This is a genomic window from Paenibacillus sp. UNC496MF (genome assembly GCF_900113915.1).
In the GTDB taxonomy this organism is placed as follows: Bacteria; Bacillota; Bacilli; order Paenibacillales; family Paenibacillaceae; genus Paenibacillus_Z; species Paenibacillus_Z artemisiicola.
In genome coordinates, this window is sequence record NZ_FORE01000005.1 from 319,526 (window position 1) to 338,524 (window position 18,999).

18 protein-coding genes are annotated in these 18,999 nt (G+C 60.7%); 1 reads left to right on the forward strand and 17 read right to left on the reverse strand.

The genetic code is table 11. The features are described 5' to 3' along the window. Positions 1-402 precede the first annotated feature (402 nt). Complete coding sequence (locus BMZ79_RS06280) at positions 403-1,965, forward strand: YifB family Mg chelatase-like AAA ATPase (protein WP_090637662.1); 1,563 nt, start codon at positions 403-405, stop codon at positions 1,963-1,965. A 127-nt stretch (positions 1,966-2,092) separates the two neighbouring features. On the opposite strand, the gene BMZ79_RS06285 is transcribed toward BMZ79_RS06280, so the two are convergent. The 17 genes from BMZ79_RS06285 to fabF form a co-directional block, all read right to left on the reverse strand. Beyond that, positions 2,093-2,500 carry a YraN family protein gene (locus tag BMZ79_RS06285; protein ID WP_090637665.1) on the reverse strand — a complete coding sequence of 136 codons (408 nt, stop codon included), beginning with the start codon at positions 2,498-2,500 and terminating at the stop codon, positions 2,093-2,095. Continuing rightward, the gene (locus BMZ79_RS06290; protein WP_090637667.1) at positions 2,497-2,820 is read right to left on the reverse strand and encodes an EscU/YscU/HrcU family type III secretion system export apparatus switch protein; all 324 of its coding nucleotides are present in this window, start codon (positions 2,818-2,820) and stop codon (positions 2,497-2,499) included. The genes BMZ79_RS06285 and BMZ79_RS06290 overlap by 4 nt, the downstream gene beginning before the upstream one ends. Next, entirely contained in the window at positions 2,817-4,688 is a 1,872-nt protein-coding gene (locus BMZ79_RS06295) for a flagellar hook-length control protein FliK (protein WP_090637669.1), read from the reverse strand. The genes BMZ79_RS06290 and BMZ79_RS06295 overlap by 4 nt, the downstream gene beginning before the upstream one ends. Positions 4,689-4,977: 289 nt before the next feature. Next, on the reverse strand, positions 4,978-5,592 hold the full coding sequence (locus tag BMZ79_RS06300; RefSeq protein WP_090637670.1) for a ribonuclease HII: 615 nt from the start codon (positions 5,590-5,592) through the stop codon (positions 4,978-4,980). Positions 5,593-6,014: 422 nt separating this feature from the next. Then, entirely contained in the window at positions 6,015-6,887 is an 873-nt protein-coding gene (gene ylqF / locus BMZ79_RS06305; RefSeq protein WP_090637672.1) for a ribosome biogenesis GTPase YlqF, read from the reverse strand. Between the two features lie 14 nt (positions 6,888-6,901). Then, positions 6,902-7,603: a signal peptidase I gene (gene lepB / locus BMZ79_RS06310; protein ID WP_090637674.1), complete on the reverse strand. Its 702-nt coding sequence runs from the start codon at positions 7,601-7,603 to the stop codon at positions 6,902-6,904. Positions 7,604-7,811: 208 nt separating this feature from the next. Next, positions 7,812-8,153: a 50S ribosomal protein L19 gene (gene rplS, locus BMZ79_RS06315; protein WP_090637675.1), complete on the reverse strand. Its 342-nt coding sequence runs from the start codon at positions 8,151-8,153 to the stop codon at positions 7,812-7,814. A 160-nt stretch (positions 8,154-8,313) separates the two neighbouring features. Then, positions 8,314-9,084, reverse strand: a complete 771-nt coding sequence (gene trmD / locus BMZ79_RS06320) for a tRNA (guanosine(37)-N1)-methyltransferase TrmD (RefSeq protein WP_090637677.1) — start codon at positions 9,082-9,084, stop codon at positions 8,314-8,316. Between the two features lie 3 nt (positions 9,085-9,087). Continuing rightward, positions 9,088-9,606 carry a ribosome maturation factor RimM gene (gene rimM / locus BMZ79_RS06325; protein WP_090637679.1) on the reverse strand — a complete coding sequence of 173 codons (519 nt, stop codon included), beginning with the start codon at positions 9,604-9,606 and terminating at the stop codon, positions 9,088-9,090. Between the two features lie 81 nt (positions 9,607-9,687). Continuing rightward, complete coding sequence (locus BMZ79_RS06330) at positions 9,688-9,918, reverse strand: KH domain-containing protein (protein WP_090637681.1); 231 nt, start codon at positions 9,916-9,918, stop codon at positions 9,688-9,690. A gap of 27 nt (positions 9,919-9,945) precedes the next feature. Beyond that, positions 9,946-10,218: a 30S ribosomal protein S16 gene (rpsP, locus tag BMZ79_RS06335; protein WP_090637683.1), complete on the reverse strand. Its 273-nt coding sequence runs from the start codon at positions 10,216-10,218 to the stop codon at positions 9,946-9,948. A 57-nt stretch (positions 10,219-10,275) separates the two neighbouring features. Next, the gene (ffh, locus tag BMZ79_RS06340; RefSeq protein ID WP_090637685.1) at positions 10,276-11,649 is read right to left on the reverse strand and encodes a signal recognition particle protein; all 1,374 of its coding nucleotides are present in this window, start codon (positions 11,647-11,649) and stop codon (positions 10,276-10,278) included. A gap of 23 nt (positions 11,650-11,672) precedes the next feature. After that, positions 11,673-12,041: a YlxM family DNA-binding protein gene (gene ylxM / locus BMZ79_RS06345; RefSeq protein ID WP_090638732.1), complete on the reverse strand. Its 369-nt coding sequence runs from the start codon at positions 12,039-12,041 to the stop codon at positions 11,673-11,675. A gap of 107 nt (positions 12,042-12,148) precedes the next feature. After that, positions 12,149-13,153, reverse strand: coding sequence for a signal recognition particle-docking protein FtsY (gene ftsY, locus BMZ79_RS06350; RefSeq protein WP_090637687.1), 1,005 nt, complete (start codon positions 13,151-13,153; stop codon positions 12,149-12,151). A 102-nt stretch (positions 13,154-13,255) separates the two neighbouring features. Beyond that, a complete protein-coding gene (gene smc, locus BMZ79_RS06355) occupies positions 13,256-16,831 on the reverse strand; it encodes a chromosome segregation protein SMC (RefSeq protein ID WP_090637689.1) in 3,576 nt (1,191 codons plus the stop codon). Positions 16,832-17,036: 205 nt separating this feature from the next. Then, positions 17,037-17,729, reverse strand: a complete 693-nt coding sequence (gene rnc / locus BMZ79_RS06360; protein ID WP_090637691.1) for a ribonuclease III — start codon at positions 17,727-17,729, stop codon at positions 17,037-17,039. Then, positions 17,719-18,960, reverse strand: a complete 1,242-nt coding sequence (gene fabF / locus BMZ79_RS06365) for a beta-ketoacyl-ACP synthase II (protein WP_090637693.1) — start codon at positions 18,958-18,960, stop codon at positions 17,719-17,721. The genes rnc and fabF overlap by 11 nt, the downstream gene beginning before the upstream one ends. Positions 18,961-18,999: the final 39 nt, after the last annotated feature.

An 18,999-nucleotide genomic window follows, 5' to 3' on the forward strand; every position in this document is an offset into this window, starting at 1 on the left:
GCTTTCCTAATTTTTTAGGACGAAAAACCAGCTTTTTTGATATCATTTTCATCTCAATGCGAGATGAAAGCGGACTACTTTCCCACGGTTTGGGGATGTCTTGATCCAGACCCTAGTATTTCCAAAGACCATCAATTTATTGATACGGAACACATGTTCGTCATGGATCGATTGTAACATCTTCAAACGAAGAGAGCAACGGATGCACTTCGCTTAATGCGAACTGCGACGCCTCTTAGATGGGACAAGACCAGCAGCGCCGCGCGCAGTTCGAAGGTTACTCGGCATTCTGCGCGGTTGACAATGATTTTGCTCCTCCATTAAGATGAATGGAGAATGATTTTGCAACGGTTCTGTGAGGAAGCACCTTCGGCCGAATTCAGCGCGGAGGTGTTTTTTGTCATGTACACGCAAATATGCAGCGGCAGCGTCTACGGCGTCGAAGGGCGAATGATTGCCGTGGAGGTGGACATATCGAGCGGTCTGCCGCAGGTCAACGTCGTCGGCCTGCCGGATCCCGCGGTGAGGGAATCCGTCGAACGCGTGCGGGCGGCGGTCAAGAACTGCGGGTTTGCGTTTCCGATGGAACGGATTACCGTCAATCTGGCGCCGGCGGATTTAAGAAAAGAAGGAACGGCTTTCGATCTCGCCATCGCCGCCGGGGTACTGGCCGCAAGCGGCCAGCTGCGGAGCGCGTTGTTTCGGGATTTCCTCGTCCTGGGCGAACTGGCCTTGAACGGCGAATTGAGAGCGGTCCCCGGGGTGCTGGCCATGGTCGAGCAAGCCAAGCAGCGCGGCATCTCGAAGGTGCTGCTGCCCCGCGGCAACGCCGCCGAAGCCGCTTGCATCGAAGGCATGGAACTGTTCGCCGCCTCCCATCTGCGCGAGCTGGGCGATCCCAAATCCGACCGACAATCGTGGGAAGCGCTTCGATATGATTCTGCGGGCGATGCGGAACTTGCCCCGCCCGCTGGCGCCGGTTACGGCGGTAACGCTGCGGGGCACGGCGACTTCGGAGACGTGCTGGGGCAGCATCACGCGAAGCGCGCTCTGTTGATCGCGGCCGCCGGCAGTCACAACGTCTTGTTGGCCGGACCGCCGGGCACGGGGAAAACGATGCTCGCCAAACGGCTCCCCGGGATTATGCCGCCGCTTCAGGAAGAGGAGGCGCTGCAGGTCACGAAGATCTACAGCGCGGCCGGCAAGCTGCCCGGCGGAATTCCGTCGCTAATGCGGGAGCGGCAATTCCGGAGCCCGCACCATACGATATCCGCGGCCGGCTTGATCGGCGGAGGGTCCATCCCCCGGCCGGGCGAAGTGACGCTTGCGCACCGCGGCGTGTTGTTCTTGGACGAGCTCCCCGAATTTTCGCGGGCCGCGCTCGAGGTGCTCCGGCAACCGCTCGAGGACCGGGAAGTGACGATCGCCCGTTCGCGCGCGGTCTTCCGCTTCCCCGCTTCCTTTCTGCTCGCGGCCTCTATGAATCCATGTCCGTGCGGTTACTACGGCCATGATTCAGACGATCAGCGCTGCATTTGCTCCGAAATTCAAATCGCCCGATATCGGGCGAAAATATCCGGTCCGCTCCTGGATCGCATCGACATGCACATCGAGGTGCCGAGACCGCTTGCTTCGGAGGGGTTGACGAGCGGCATGACGACGTCGGAGATGCGCGCGATCGTGCTGCAAGCCGTTCGCCGGCGTTCGGAGCGGCCAAGCGATAGCCGCGGGCTCGGCGAATTGGCCGGCGCGTCGCTGCGCAAAGCGGTCGAGATGACGAAAGCCGCGGAAGAGCTGCTCCGCAAAGCGTTCGATTCGCTGGGCGTGAGTCTGCGGGCGCATGACCGCATTTTGAAGCTAGCCCGAACGATCGCCGACCTCGACGGCCAAGATCGCGTCGACCAGGAGCATGTGGCGGAAGCAATCGGCTACCGGAGCTTGGATCGCAAGCTGCATACGTTATGACGTGCGCGGCAATCTTAACTGTCCCCCGTTCGCCGTCATCGCCGTTTGCCACGCAATCAACATCGCCTTGTACCCGCTCCAAAAAGAGATGCCGCGCCGGCATCTCTTTTTGCATCCCTATTGTAGTTTAAAACGCGGCTTCCACGTGCCGAAGCTCTACGACTTCGAAGATTTCCGGCGCTATGTCCCGTTGGCGAAGCGTGATGGCAATGACATCGAATCGCAGGCGCGATCCATGCAGCTTGTTCATCGACAGGTACACCTCGGCGATTGACCGGACTTGCAGCCGTTTTCGGCCGTCCACCGATTCCACCGCGGTTCCGAATCGCCCGCCGGCCCGGCGCGTGCGTACCTCGACGAAGACGATCCCCGACTCATAGCGGGCCACGATATCCAATTCGCCCGCGCGGCAGCGCCAATTCCGGTCCAGGATGCGGTAGCCGCGGTCTTCCAAATATTCGGCCGCCTTCGTTTCGCCGTAAAGGCCGATCGCCCTTCTTCCGTCCGGCTTGACTTTACGTTGATTCTGTCTCATCGGCGCTCTTCTCCTCCCGCCCGTTGGTCGGATCGATACACGAAGGACAAAATTTCCGCGACGAGCGTGTACAACTCCGGCGGAATCTCCTGGTCGACGTCCAACTTCGACAATACCTCGACGAGCGAAGAATCCTGCTGAACCGGTACGCCGCTTTCCGCGGCCTTGTCCAGAATGGCTTCGGCCAGCTTGCCTTTGCCCTTCGCGACGACGACCGGCGCCGCATCGACGCCTGGCTCGTATTTCAGCGCGACCGCTTTTTTCGACGGCTCGTACGACTCGGTCATCGGCGCCGCGCGCCTCTTATGCGCTCCGTTCATACGCGAAGGTCCACTCCCTTGTACGGCTTTGCCGCCCATTTCAGGCCGTCGGCCGTCGCCTTCGTTCCGTCCTGGCCGTTCAACCGCTCCGCCATGCGTTCGGGCATCGGATCCGCGCGAAACGTCAATAACGCATACCCCGCCTTCGAGAGCGCTTCGTCAAGCTCGCCGCGCGAAGTTTCAAGCAGCCGCTCCGTGGCGGGATGATCGTTCCACAGCTGGAGGTTGACGATTCTATTGACGACCTGCACGTCCACGACCGTGTCCCCGAGCGTATGCATGCGCAGATCGAACAGCAGTCTGCAAGTGTCCCCGTCAAGCTCGCCCTTTCGTCCTCTTCGCGTCTGAATATGGACGGAAGCCGTTTGGCTGCCGTCCGGCCCGTTCATCGGCACGAACAGCGTCACATGGGAAAATAACGCGCCGTTTTTCTCCGGCGTCATCAATAGCTGCTGACCGGTAATATGCGAGACCAGCTGTTGCGCCGCATCGCGAATCGCCGGAGGGACGTCGTTGGCGGCCGCCACGGTCATAAGCGCGCTCTTCAGCGACTCGGTCGCGCTGAGCTTGCCGGAATCCCCCGATAAATCGAGAAGCGGCATTCCAGCGGTCGACGCGCCCGGCAGAGCCGCGTTTCGCGCTTGCATCGCTACCTCGCGTTCCGGTCCGTCCGATGTCGGCTGCCCTTCCTGGATAGCCGCCTTTACAGCCGATGATGACGTTGCGTCCGCGGCGGCTTGACGGGCGTTTCCCGACAAGGGGGGAACCGGCGATGAGGTCGCGGACGACGATGACCGGATCGTTGCCGCAGCCAGCAAACGTTCATGATCGACGCCCATCCACTTCATCAGCTGTCCGACCCAGGTGCCGCCGGACGAAGACGCTTGCGGCTGAGCCGTATTCGCATTCAAGCCCGCATGCGGCCCGTTAGGTGCCGCCGAACTCGCCGCTTCGGGCGCTGCCCCCGGTCTGGCGGCCACTGTCCCGTTCCGCTGCATGGCGGCTTCTCCCGGTGCGATACGCGGCTCTTGCGGCAGCCCTTCAACGCCGCTTCGCGCGGATGCACCGGGCGTCGGCGCGCCGGCGGACGCGCGGCTAAGCTCGCCCGCCTTCGGCGGCGGACCGCCCGCTCCCGCCTCCGCGGCCGCCCCATGCGCTTCGCGCATCAGCGCCGCGCCTTCGGCCAGCAGCGCCTGCAGCTTCGCTGCGGCCGCTTGCGCCGCCCCGACGGGCGGCGGCGCGGATCCGGCCGCGGCGCCTTGCTCCGCGCCCGCGCAGCGCCAAGCGGCAAGCCCGGCCTCCAGCGCGTCCAGCAGCGCGTGCGCCGGCGGCCCGGCAAGCACCTGCCGAAGCGCGCCGATCGTCGCGCCCGTCATCGGCAGGCCGCGCTTGAACGCCAGCGCGGCCGCCCGCAGCCAAGACTGCGCATCGCCGCCGGCAGGCATGGCGGCCAGCGCGGCTTTGAATTGACTCGCCGCGTCGCGGGTCAAGGCGAGCCCGTCTTTTCGCAGCTCTTCGACCAGCGACGCGGACGCTTTCGTATCCGGCAGCCCGAGCGCCTGGATCCACGCCTTGACGCTCGCCTCGGGCGCCGGGCCTGCATCCGGCTCCGCCTGCTTCAGCACGAGCGCGCCGTCGGCGGATTCCGGCTGCACCTGCAGCAGCACCGCGTTGCCGGGCTCGAGCGGCGTGTCCAGCTTCGCCTGGACGGGTACGCCGTTGATTTGCACGATGCCTTCATGGTCGCCGGTCATCTTCACCAGCCTGCCGCGCACCTTTTGCCCCGCCTTCAGCTCGAGCGCGCGGACGTCCCCGGGCTGCGCATCGCCGACCAAGCCTTTCATTAACTGTCCGATCGACATCGACATGTGCCGCACTTCCTTCCGCTTGCGCAAAAACCTATAGCCCTTTTATCGGCCAAACCGCCGCCCGGTTGAACCCCCGCCGCATGCGCGGCAAATCAATGGCCGAATACGCGGCTCGCAGCGGCCTGCTGCACAGGGTCAATGAGAATCGGTCGCGGGCTCCAAGCACTACGATCCCATTACGCAATTGCGCTATGTCGCAATTGCAATTACGCAATCATCCCTTCACGCAATCACCTGGCGAGCCCTCGTCAAATCCGTATTGCTTAATCGCCGTCTTTCGGCCGGCTCTTTAAAACAACGCCTGCTGCTCCGCAAACAGCTTGCCGAGGAAGCTTTGCCGGTGCATCGGGCTGGGGCCGTGGGCGAGCAGCTTCTCGCGGTGCAGCTTCGTGGCGTACCCTTTATGTATCGCAATGCCGTAATCGGGATACAGCTTATCCCATTCGTCGCGGCACAGCCGGTCCCGCGTCACCTTCGCGAGAATGGAAGCCGCGGCGATGGATTGGCTTCTTGCGTCCCCTTTGACGATCGCCTCCTGCGGCACGTCGACGTCCACCTTCTCGGCATCGACGAGCAAGTAGGCCGGTTGAACGCCCAGCGACGCGACGGCTTGCTTCATCGCCAGCCGCGCGGCCTGTTTAATGTTGACCGCATCCACCGTCGCGGCGTCGACGCGGGCGACCGACCAGGCTTCCGCGCAGTCGATGATCTGCCAATACAAGGCCTCCCGCTTCTTCTCCGTCAGCTTCTTGGAATCGTTGACCCCTTCCAGCACCAATCCTTGCGGCAAAATGACGGCGGCCGCCACGACGTCCCCGAACAGGCAGCCCCGTCCCACCTCGTCGATACCGGCGATGCCGCGGATTCCTTGCTCCCATAACGGCTTCTCGAATTCGTCCAACATGCCGTTCTCTCCTCTCTCCACAAACGCGACGCGTAAAGGCCGCGTCTGCATATCCCGTCCATCCGGCGGCAACCCGATAGATCACCCCATGCCTGCCGGATCTACGCTATATCAATATCCGAAAACGATTCTCCCAAACGATTATGAACGGTACACGAGCAAGCGGTTTCGCGTTCCTCTATTATCGCAAGCGCCGCCTCGTTTGTCATGACCTTGAGCTTGAACGGTCGTTGGAAAATCCGCGCAAACGAACAAGAGGCCAAGGCTTCCCGGGTCGCTTTCGGAAACGGACCGCTTCTTAGATGCCCGAATGCCGCTTGCCTTCATCACCAAAGCTGCCTCTTGCTTGCGCCCTTTCCACATATACGCTCCGCATGCCAATAAAAAACGGCCGCCCCGTCTATACAAGGCAGCCGTTCCCGTTAACGCGCATCCTCCGGCGACTCGAGCGTGATGCGGCCCAAATTCCCCGCGCGCAGCTCGCGCAAAATAATGCCCGACGCTTTCTCCAAATCGACGCGGCCGCCGCTGACGAGGCAGCCCCGCTTGCGCCCGATGTCTTCCATGACGCGCACGAGCTCCTCATTATCCTCCGGATCCCGCGGCGGCTCCGTCAGGCCGAAGCGTTCCGCGAGCGCGTCCCAATAGCGATCCGCCAGCTCCTTGATCGCGAAGAACGCCACGTCCTCCACGTTCAGCACCTGTTCCTTGATCGCTCCGGTCATCGCCAGCTTGTAGCCGACGAGCTGATCCTCGAATTTCGGCCACAAAATCCCCGGCGTATCGAGCAGCTCCATTTCCGTGCCGACCTTGATCCACTGCTGGCCTTTCGTGACGCCCGGGCGATCCCCGGTCGCCGCGATGTTCCGGCCCGCAAGCCGGTTGATCAGCGTCGATTTGCCGACGTTCGGGATCCCGACGATCAGTCCGCGCACCGCGCGAGGCGTCATGCCTTTGGCGATTTGCCGGGCAATCTTCTCGTGCAGCAGTTCTCGCACCTTGGCGGGAATTTCATTCACCCGGCTGCCCGTCGAAGCGTCGATCGCCAGGCTGGCATAGCCTAAATTCGCAAAATGCGCCCGCCACAGCTCCGTCGTCCGCGCATCGGCCAAATCCGCCTTGTTCAGCAGGATCAACCGCGGCTTGCCGTGCAAAATCTCGTCCACCATCGGGTTCCGGCTCGAAAGCGGAACGCGGGCATCCAGAAGCTCGATCGCGATGTCGATCAATTTCAGCTTCTCTTGAATTTCCCTTCTCGCTCTCGTCATGTGGCCGGGAAACCACTGTATCGTCATGCCGAAAATTCACCTCATCCTTGTTTCACGAAAGCCAATTTGTCGAGCGGCCAAAAAATAACGTCCGCCCGGCCGACGATCTCTTTGTCGTCGACGAAGCCGATAATCCGGCTGTCCTTGCTGTTGCGGCGGTTGTCCCCGAAAGCGAGCACGTGGCCCGGAGGCACGACGTCCGTGTCGAAATTCGAATTCGGGAAGTTCCGTTCTTCCCCGCCGTTATTGTTGAATATCTCGCCCTTCGCCTTCGCGGCCGCGATCGATTCCTTCAAGTACGGCTCGTCGACGAGTTTGCCGTTCACGTACAGATTGTCGTCCTCGTACTTGATCTTATCCCCGGGGACGCCAATGACGCGTTTGATGAAATCGCGGCCTTCTTCCGGCACGTGGAATACGATGACTTCTCCGCGCTTCGGCTTGCGCAGCTCGAAGATCGCCTTGTCGACGATCAACCGCTCGCCGGTGTAGAAGTTCGGTTCCATGGACGGCCCGTCCACGATGAACGGCGCGAACAGGAAGTAGCGGATGACCAGGACGAGAATCGCCGCGATGGCCAGCGCCTTGACCCATTCGAACAGCTCCTTCTGCGCCTTGCCTTTGACCGGAGGCTTATTCGGCGAATCGGGGGCATCCGTGCCGTCAACGACATCCCGATGCTCCTCAGGCTTTACGCTTTCCTGCTCGACTTGCTGTTCGTCATTGCGATGTTGTTGGTCCATGATTACACCCTCTTCTGTGCAGGAGTAATAGCCTTGTTCGCCGATGCGATACAATGGTCAGCTATGTAAGAAATAAACGGATTTTCGGCGCGGCAAGTTTCACCCGGCTGGATTTGCCCGCGGTTTTGCCGCCGGCCGACTTCCGAAATTTAAACGTAAAAAAGCGAAAAGGGACTTGTTTGCGCAAGTCCCCCCCTTGTCGTGTGCATTAGCGAATTTCTTTGATTCTCGCAGCTTTGCCGCGAAGATTGCGAAGATAGTACAGTTTCGCGCGACGGACTTTACCGCGGCGAGCAACCTCGATCTTCTCGATTTTCGGCGAGTTCACTGGGAACGTTCTTTCAACGCCAACGCCGTACGAAATTTTACGTACCGTAAAAGTAGCGCTGATGCCGCCGCCGCGACGCTTGATGACGACGCCTTCGAACAGCTGGATCCGTTCGCGGGATCCCTCGATGACTTTTACGTGTACCTTAAGCGTATCGCCCGGGCGAAAGCTTGGAAGGTCAGTACGAAGATTTTCTTGCGCAATAGTTTGCAAAAGATTCATTTGATTTCAACTCCTTCCACCATAGACGTTCTTATAAGCTACCGGTTTCGCTAGGAAGGCCGGATCTTCGCTTATAGCGGACCGTCCGAGTTAACAAAGCAACATCTGATATATTAACACAATCCCGCCTAGAATACAATAACGGGATCCGCCGAATTCCTTATTTTTCTGCATCGGACGCGGAATGCGCCTGAAGGTCCCGCTCCTTGATTCGTTCCGCCAGCCAAAGCCGTTCTTTTTTGCTCAACTCCGCGGTTTCGAGCAGCTCGGGACGGCGTTCCAGCGTCCGCAATATGGATTGTTGGCGCCTCCAGGTCTCCACGTTGGCATGATGGCCGGACGTCAGCACCTCCGGCACCTCCCAGCCCCGGAAAACCGCCGGGCGCGTATAATGCGGATGCTCCAGCAGCCCGGTGCTGAAGGAGTCCGTCACGGCTGAATTCTCGTTGCCGAGCGCGCCTGGAAGCAATCGGACGATGCTGTCGATAACGACCATGGCCGGCAGTTCCCCGCCGGTGAGCACGTAATCGCCGACCGAAATTTCGTCGGTCACGAGATGCTGGCGAATCCGTTCGTCGTAGCCTTCGTAATGGCCGCAGACGAACACCAGGTGCTCGCTAGCCGACAGCTCCTCGGCCTTTCGCTGCGTATAGGGCTCGCCTTGCGGGCAGAGCAGGACGACGCGCGGCTGCGATCCGCCTTCCGGCATGAGATCCTCGACCGCCGCGAACAGCGGCTCGGGCTTCAGCACCATGCCCCCGCCCCCGCCGTACGGATAGTCGTCTACCGTATTATGCTTATTGTTCGCGTAATCGCGAAAGTTAACCGCGTTCAGGCTGACGATTCCTTTTTCCCGGGCTTTGCCGAGAATGCTGGCGCCGAAGACGCCTTCGAACATCTCCGGAAACAGGGTCAAGACGTCGATGCGCATGTCTTAGATCAGCCCTTCCATCAGATGAACCTTGACCGTCTTGTTCGGCACGTCGACGTCCAGCACGACCTCGTCGATGACCGGTATCAGCACCTGCTTGCCCTTCTTCGGCTGCACCACCCACACGTCGTTCGCGCCCGGCACCAAAATTTCCGTAATGACGCCAAGGTCTGCGCCTTCGTCCGTCACGACGGCGCAGCCGATAATTTGGTGATGATAATATTCGCCTTCCTCCAGCTCGACCATGTCTTCCTTCGGGACTTTCAAAGCCCAGCCTTTGTATTTCTCGACGTCGTTGATGTTGTCGTAGCCCTTCAGCTTCAAGAAATACATGCCCTTATGCTCTCTGGCGCTCTGTATTTCCACGTCCAGCTGCTGCCCGTTCTCTTCGTTCAAGAGCGTCAGTTTGGAATTGGGCGCAAACCGCTCCTCGGGAAAGTCGGTTTGGGAGATGACCTTCACTTCGCCGCGGATGCCGTGAGTGTTGACGAGCTTCCCGACCGATAGCCATTGTTGATTCATGCGTTGTCTCCTGCCTTATTCGTATTTTGCATCGAAAAAGAGCTAGGATAGCCATCCTAGCCCTGTCTCGATGCACGATCGCTACGAAATGATATCGACCATGACGCGCTTCTGCGATTTGACGGCCGCCGAAGCGACGACCGTTCTCAGCGCTTTGGCGATCCGTCCCTGCTTGCCGATCACTTTCCCGACGTCGTCGGGATTGACCGACAGCAGGTAAACGGTGCCGCGATCGTCTTCCTTCACGTCGACGCGCACATCCTCCGGGTTATCCACTAAAGCCTTCGCTATGACAAGAATCAAGTCCTTCATCACAATAGGCCCCCCGCACCGAGTAGGTTATTTTTGAAGTTTCAGCTCGTGAAGCTTCGTCATTACGCCCGCTTTGGAAAGCAAGTTGCGGACCGTATCGGAAGCTTGTGCTCCGTTTTGGAGCCATTTCAGAGCTTTTTCTTCATCGATGTTGACTTGAGCCGGTTGAGCGACCGGATTATAAGTCCCGATTTCTTCAATGAAGCGACCGTCGCGCGGGGAACGGGAATCGGATACCACTACGCGGTAGAAAGGCGCCTTGTGCGCACCGATGCGTTTCAAACGAATACGTACTGCCATGAGAATTCACCTCCTTCAAAGAATTTCGCCTGTCCGGAACCGTCCGGAATCAAGCGGTCAGAACGGGAATTTCATCCCTTTGGGAAGCATGCCCTTGAGCCCTTTCAGGCCGCCCTTCGGTCCTTTCGGCCCCATCATGGACGAGAACTGCTTCATCATTTTTTTCATGTCGTCGAACTGCTTGATCAGCCGGTTGACCTCCGCGACGGAGGTTCCGCTGCCGAACGCGATGCGCTTGCGACGGCTATGGTTGAGAATTTCGGGCTTGCGTTTCTCTTCCTTCGTCATCGATTTGACGATCGCTTCGACGCGGCCGATCTGCTTCTCGTCGACCTTGAAATTCTTCATGTCCTTCATCTTGCCCATGCCCGGCATCATGTCGAGCAGTTGGTCGAGCGGTCCGAGTTTGCGCACTTGCTCCATCTGTTCGAGGAAATCCTCGAAGGTGAATTCCGCCGTGCGCATCTTGCGCTCCATCTCCGCGGCTTTCTCGGCGTCGATGGCGGTCTGGGCTTTCTCGATCAGCGACAGCATGTCGCCCATGCCGAGGATCCGGGACGCCATCCGTTCCGGATGGAACGGCTCGAGCGGCTCGATCTTCTCGCCCGTCGCCGCGAATTTGATCGGGCAGCCGGTGACGGCTTTGACCGACAGCGCCGCGCCGCCGCGCGTATCGCCGTCGAGCTTCGTAAGCACGACGCCCGTCAGTTCGAGCTGGCTGTGAAAGCTCTGGGCGACGTTGACGGCTTCCTGGCCCGTCATCGCGTCGACGACGAGCAGCACCTCGTCGGGCTTGGTCGCTTCGTGGATGTCGCGAAGCTCCGTCATCAGCGCCTCGTCGATGTGCAGCCGGCCCGCAGTATCGATGATCACGTAGTCATGGCCGTTGTCCTTCGCGAGCTGCAGCCCTTGGCGGGCGATCTCGACCGGCGACGTCTGGTCGCCGAGCGTGAAGACCGGCACGCCGATCTGCTCGCCCAGCACCTGCAGCTGCTTGATGGCGGCCGGACGGTAAATGTCGCCGGCGATCATGAGCGGCTTATGCTTCTCTTTAAGGAGCAGCTTGGCGAGCTTGGCGGACGAGGTCGTTTTGCCCGCGCCCTGCAAGCCGGCCATCAGGATGACCGTCGGCGGCTTGTTCGCTTTGGCGAGCTTCGTGTTCGTGCCGCCCATGAGCTCCGTCAATTCTTTATTAACGATGTCGACGACGACCATGCCGGGCGTGAAGCTCTTCGTCAATTCGAGGCCGATCGCGCGTTCTTTCACCTTCGCGATGAAATCCTTGACGACCTTGAAGTTGACGTCGGCTTCGAGCAGCGCCAGGCGCACCTCGCGCATCGCCTCGTTGACGTCATCCTCCGTCACTTTCCCTTTGCCGCGCAATTTGCCGAACACGTTCTGCAGCCTGCTGGACAACCCTTCGAATGCCATGACCGTCACCTCCTGAAAATAATTTATGTAGCGCTCCCGCCTTCTCCGCGAAGCCCCTGCACGATGGCCAGGAGCTCGGCGCGCATGTCGCTGTCTCCCGCGAACCGCTCCGCCATATGGTCCAGCTTGGCCAGCCACCGCTCGGCCGCTTCATGCTTGGCGAGCAGCTGCAGCTTGCTTTCGCAGCTCTCGAGCACGGCCTCCGCGCGCTTGACATGCTCGTAGACCGCTTGACGGCTAATATCGAACTCGGCCGCGATCTCGCCGAGCGAGTAATCGTCATGAAAATAATATTTCAGAAACGTCTGCTGTTTCTCCGTAAGCAGCGTTTCGTAAAAATCGAACAACATGTTGATCCGGTTCGTTTTCGCCAGGGCGTCGGTTTCGTGCATGTTCATGCGATCCGCTCCTTTGCGTCAAGGCAAACGCCTTTACACCATTCCACGACGACTATCATAGCGCAGCGGCCTATGCCCTGTCAAGCTGATTTCCTTGTCACCTAATCCCGGTCCGCTTCGGCTTCGTCCTCGGCGGCTTGCAGCAGCCCGCCGAACAGCGCGTGCACGAACTGCTCGGAATCGAATTCCTGCAGATCCTGCATCTTCTCGCCCAAGCCGACCAGCTTCACCGGCAAGTCCAGCTCGTTGCGGATCGCGATAACGATGCCGCCCTTCGCCGTGCCGTCGAGCTTCGTCAGCACGAGGCCCGTCACGCCGCTCTTCTCGCCGAACAGCTTCGCCTGGCTGAGCGCGTTCTGCCCGGTCGTCGCGTCGAGCACGAGCAGCACCTCGTGCGGCGCGTTCGGCACCTCGCGCTGAATGACGCGGAAGATCTTGTTCAGCTCTTCCATCAAGTTATGCTTGTTCTGCAGCCGGCCCGCCGTGTCGCACAGGAGCACGTCGACGCCCCGCTGCTTCGCCGCGTGGACGGCATCGTACATGACCGCCGCCGGATCCGCGCCGGATTCCTGCTTGATCACGTCGACCCCGACGCGCTTGCCCCACACCTCGAGCTGCTCGATGGCGCCGGCGCGGAACGTATCGCCCGCCGCCAGCAGGACGGATTTGCCTTCGGACTTGAATTTATGCGCGAGCTTGCCGATCGTCGTCGTCTTGCCGACCCCGTTGACGCCGACGAACAGAATGACGGTCATCCCCTGGTCCGCCATGCGCAGCGACGTCGCCGCGTTTCCCTTCAGCAGCTCCACCAGCTTCTCGGACAAAATCGGCTGCAGCTCGGACGCTTCCTCGATTTTGCGCTTCTTCACTTCCGCGCGCAGCTCGTCGATCAGCTGCATGACCGTGTTCACGCCGACGTCCGCGCCGATCAAAATCTCTTCCAGCTCTTCGTAAAACGCTTCGTCGATCTTCTTCCGGCGCAGAATCAGCTCTTCGATTTTGCCGACGAACGCGGTCCGCGTCTTGGTCAAGCCTTCCTTGAAAATGGACGTGACCGCCTCGGTCTTCTGGGCGATGCTTTCTTTCAAACGTTTAAAAAAACTCATGATTGGACCTCCATCCCTTTACTCGCAAAAGCCGGGCCATGCGCGGCACGCGCAGGCTCCGGCTTCTTGTATACGTTCGAAACGGTTGTTCGGGTGCAGCGATTACGCGGAGACCGGCTCGTCGTCCTCCAGACGGACGGACACGAGCTTGGAGACGCCGCCCTCTTCCATCGTGACCCCGTAGAGCACGTCGGCTTCCTCCATCGTGCCCTTGCGGTGCGTGACGACGATGAATTGGGTCAGTTCCGAGAATTCCCGCAGATACTGGGCGAAACGCGCCACGTTCGCTTCGTCGAGCGCCGCTTCGACTTCGTCGAGCACGCAGAACGGCACCGGCTTCACCTGCAGAATGGCGAAAAGCAGGGCGATCGCCGTCAGCGCTCGCTCGCCCCCGGAGAGCAGCTGCAGGTTTTGCAGCTTCTTGCCCGGCGGCTGCGCGACGATGTCGATGCCGCTGTCGAGCACCCGATCGGGCTCCACCATGATCAGGTCGGCGCGCCCGCCGCCGAACAGCTTCGCGAAGACGACGACGAAATGCCCGCGGATCGCTTCGAACGTCGTCTTGAACCGGCGGCTCATCTCGTCGTCCATCTCGCGGATGACCTGATACAGCGTCGTCTTCGCCTCGATGAGGTCGTTCTTCTGGTCGTTCAGGAACGTGTAGCGCTCCTTGACGCGCTCGTATTCGTCGATCGCGCCGAGATTCACTTCGCCCAGGCCGGAGATGCGCCGCTTCAAATCGCGCACTTCGTTCTGCAGCGCGAGCACGTCCTCCGGAACGGGATAGCGCTCCTTGGCAAGCTCGTAGCTGAGCTCGTACTCTTCGCTCAGCTTGCGCAGCAGGTTGTCGAGCTCGACGTCGAGCCGGTTGACCGCGATCTCGATCTGGCGCAGCTGGTCTTCGACGCTGCGCAGCTGGGCCCGCTGGTCCTTCGTCTCGCTCTCGCCTTGCTCGAGCTCGCGGGTCAGCTCCGCGCGCGCCGCGCGCTTCAAATCCGTCTGCTCGGCGCAGCCGTCCTTCTTCAGCTTGAGCGCGTTCAGCTGCTCGAGCTGCTTGGCGCTTTCTTCGCCGTGCAGGCGCAGCTCCTCGTCCTGGCGCTGCAGCATGTCGCGGATGCCCGACAGCTCCTGCTTGGCCCGTCCGATATCGGAACGGATCCGGGCGGCCTGGTCCTCGAACGACATTTTCTCCTGATCGGTCTTCGCGAGCGAAATCTTGAGATCCGTCAGCTGATCCTGCAGCTGCTCCTTCGCGGATTCGCCGGCCTTCCGCCGTTCTTCCGCCTGGCGGATCGCTTCCTGAAGCCGCGCTTCCTCCCGCGTCAGTGCCTCGAGCCGCTCTTCCGCCGCCTTGGCGGAATGGCTCAGCTGCTGCTTCTCGGTCTTATGGCCGGCGCTGTCCGCCTGGAACAGCTGCGCCTGCTCGTCCAGAATCCGCTTTTCTTTGTCCACGGACTGCAGCTCCGCGCGGAGATGCTGCTCGTCGATGCGCAGCTTCTCGCCCAGCTCGCGCAGCTCGTCGACCTTCTGGTTGCGGATCGACTGCTCCTTGCGCAAATCGCTGATCTTGTCGCGCAGCTTGGCGAGCTGCTCGTCCGTCGTTTTGATTTCTTCGTCCAACTGCTCGATTTGGCGCTGCCGCCCGAGCAGGTTGGCGCCTTTCTTCTGAATGCTGCCCCCGGTCATGGAGCCGCCGGCGTTCACGACGTCGCCTTCCAGCGTCACGACCCGGAACCGGTACTGAATCCGGGAAGCGATTCGGTTCGCCTGCTCCAGCGTCTCGGAGATGAGCACGTTGCCGAGCAGGTTCTCCACGATGTTCGCGTATTTCGCGTCGCAGGACACGAGCTCGGACGCGACGCCGACGAAGCCTTCCAATCCCGCGATCGTCCGGCGGTCATGGTCCGGAATGTTCCGGCTGCGGATGACGTCGAGCGGCAGGAACGTCGCGCGTCCCAGCTGACGCGACTTCAGGAACGCGATCGCCGCCCGCGCGCTGCGCTCGTCGTTCATGACGACGTGCTGCAACGCGCCGCCGAGCGCGGTTTCGATCGCGAGCTCCACTTTCTCCGGCACGCGGACGAGCTCCGCGACCGCGCCGTGCACGCCTTCGACCCCGCCCGTCGTGCGGCGCGACGCCTTCAGGATTTCCCGGACGCCGTGCATGAAGCCGTCCAGATCGTCCTGCATTTCCTTCATCGTATCGCGGCGCGACGTCAGCGCGTCGAACTTCTGTTCCCACTTGCGCGCGGCCGTTTGCGATTCTTCCAGCAGCTTCTGGCCGTTCTGCAGTCCTTCGGCTTCCGAGATGTAACGGTTCCGCATCTTGTTGATGTCGGCAAGCGTCGTCTCGAGCTTATCGTTCAGCTCCGTTCGCCTTGCCGTCAGCTGCGCGTGCTGTTCCTGCCACTTGGCATGCTCGTCGCCGAGCCGATCCATGCGGCGCTGCAGCGCTTCTTCCTGCTGCATCGCGTAGCGGATCTCGTTGCGCAGCTGCGCCATCGTGCTCAGCACGTCCAGCAGCTCGCCCTTGAGCGATTCCTCCGCGTCGCCCGATGCGGACGCGTTCGTGCCGAGCAGCTGCGCCTCTTCCGCGGCCAGCTTCTTCCGCAGCGCCTCGAGCTCGTTGTCGAGCAGCGCGGCCTTGCTGCGGAACTCCGCCTCTTCCTTCGTCAAGGCGGCGATCCGCTCGTTTTGCGCCCCGAGCGACGCGTCCAGCTGCGCGCGGTTTTGCTCCAAGTTGCGCTTGCGCTCCTTCAGCACCTCGCCGTAGCCTTCGCACTTCTCGTATTCCTCGCTGTACTGCAGCATCGCCTCGTGCAGCCGGTCGAGCGACTCTTCCAGGTCGCGCAGCTTGAGACGGTCCTTCTCCAGCGTGGCGTCGTGCTTGCTCACGACCGTGGACAGCGCCAGCTGCTCTTCCTGCAGCTTGCCCATCCGCGCGTTCGACTCCGTCCACGTTTTGTGCACCGACTCGATGTTATGTACGTACATGGAGATTTCCGCGGTTTTCAGCTGATCGCGCAGCTGCTTGTACTGAATCGCCTTCTCCGATTGGACGCGAAGCGGTTCCACTTGATCTTCGAGCTCCGTGACCAGGTCATGAATGCGCAGCAGGTTGGATTCCGTGTCCTCCAGCTTTTTCTGCGCCTCGCGCTTGCGGGACTTGTATTTCACGATTCCGGACGCCTCTTCGAAAATCCCCCGGCGATCCTCGGAACGCGTGCTCAAAATCTCCTCGATCCGGCCTTGTCCGATAATGGAATACGCTTCTTTCCCGATTCCCGTATCCATGAACAATTCCGTTATATCCTTCAGTCGGCACGACTGTTTGTTGATCAAGTATTCGCTTTCGCCGCTGCGATGCACCCGGCGCGTCACGGTCACTTCGTTGTAATCGAGCGGAAGCGCCCCGTCCCCGTTGTCCAGGGTCAGCGAAACTTCGCCGAAATTGACCGCCTTGCGCGCGTCGCTTCCCGCGAAGATGATGTCTTCCATTTTGCCGCCGCGCAGGCTCTTCGCGCTCTGTTCGCCCAATACCCAGCGGATGCTGTCGCTGATGTTGCTCTTTCCGCTGCCGTTCGGCCCGACGACCGCCGTAATGCCGCGGACGAATTCCAGCTCCGTCTTGTCGGCAAACGATTTAAATCCAGCCAACTCTATCCTTTTCAGGAACATCGCTTACCTTCACCTCAACGCCTATTGTACCATATTTGCCGCTTCAGGGCAGGTCGAAATCCGTCGAAACCCTTGTCGAACGCGCCGGTCATCGGTCGTCCCCAACCCCATATTTGGGATTAAAACCCAAACATTCAAGATCGCCTGAAAATGAAAAAATCCCGGCACCAGGGGTAACCAGAATTTTCAACATGCCGCTATTCCGTTACTTCGACAGCTTCCGCCATGCTTCCGCCGCCGCCTGCTGCTCGGCTTCCTTCTTCGTCCGTCCGCTGCCGGAGCCGTACGCCGTCTCGCCGATGAAGACTTCGACGACGAATTCGCGGTCGTGCGCGGGTCCCCGCTCCTCGACGATGCGGTATTCGATCGCGCCCATGCCCGCTTGCTGCGCCTTCTCCTGGAGCGTCGACTTGAAGTCCTTGCCGACCATGACGCCGTCGTTGTCGATATGCGGAAACAAGTGCAAGGCCAGAAACGACCGGACCGTGTCCAATCCTTGATCCAAATAAATCGCGCCGACGAACGCTTCGAACAAATCCGCGAGCAGCGCGGGACGCTGCCTTCCGCCGAGCTGTTCCTCGCCGCGTCCGAGCAAAATATGCTTGCCGAGGTCGAGCATCTCCGCGAACCGCGCGAGCGACGCTTCGCAGACGATCGAGGCGCGCATGCGGGTCAGCTGCCCTTCCGGCCGATCCGGAAACGTCCGGTACAAATACTCCGATACCGTCAGCTGCAAGATGGCATCCCCGAGAAACTCGAGCCGCTCGTTATGCTCCGTGCCGCTCTGCCGGTGCTCGTTGACGTACGAGGTATGCGTGAACGCCTGCCGAAGCAGCTTATTCGCACGAAAACGGAGCTGCAGACGTTGCTGCAGCTCTTCGAAATGATCATGCTTCATATTTCTTCATCACGATCGTCGCGTTATGGCCGCCGAAGCCGAACGAATTCGACAACGCGATCTTGACGTCCGCATGACGCGGCACGTTCGGCACATAATCGAGATCGCATTCCGGATCTTGATTGTCCAGGTTGATCGTCGGCGCGATGATGCCGTTCGTCAAGGTCAAACCGAGAATGACGGCTTCCACGCCGCCGGCCGCGCCGAGCAAATGGCCGGTCATCGATTTCGTGGAGCTGACCGCCAGCTTGTACGCATGCTCGCCGAACGTTTTCTTGATCGCCGTCGTTTCCGACTTGTCGCCGACCGGCGTCGACGTGCCGTGCGCGTTGATGTAATCGATCTGCGACGGTTCCAGTCCGCCGTCGCGGAGCGCCTTCGCCATGCAGCGGGCCGCGCCGTCCGGATCCGGCTCCGTCATATGATGGGCGTCGCCGCTCATGCCGTAGCCGATGACTTCGGCGTAGATGCGGGCGCCGCGCTTTTGCGCGTGTTCCAGCGATTCCAGCACCAGGATGCCGGAGCCTTCGCCCATGATGAAACCGTCGCGGTCCACGTCGAACGGACGGGACGCTTTCTCGGGCTCTTCGTTGCGCGTCGACATGGCGCGCATGGAGCAGAAGCCCGCCAAGCCCGTGGGCCGGATCGTCGCTTCCGCGCCGCCGCAAATCATCATGTCGGCGTCGCCGCGCTGGATCAATTTATAGGAATCGCCGATGGAGTGCGTCCCCGTCGCGCACGCCGTGACGGCGGTGCTGTTCGGGCCTTTCGCCCCCGTTGCCATGGACACTTGGCCCGACGCCATGTTCGCGATCATCATCGGAATGAAGAACGGGCTGACGCGCTTCGGACCTTTCTCCAGCAAGATGTTATGCTGGTCCTCCCATGTGCCGAGGCCGCCGATGCCGGAGCCGATCATGACGCCTACGCGTTCCGCGTCGACGTCCGTGCCGATTCCGACGCCGGCATCCTTGACGGCATTCTGGCTCGCGACGACCGCGAATTGCACGAAGCGGTCCATGCGGCGCGCTTCTTTCTTGTCGATCCCGTAATCTTCCGGGTTAAAGTTCTTGATCTCTGCCGCGATGCGGGTCGGATATTCGGTCACGTCGAACGCTTCGATCTGCGAAACGCCGGACTTCCCTTCCATCAAATTGCCCCAAAACGTATCCAGTTCGGAACCGAGCGAAGTCATAACCCCCATGCCCGTAACGACTACTCTCTGTTTCATGTCTATTCACCTCGAAATGGGGACTCGAAAATCCCTGCT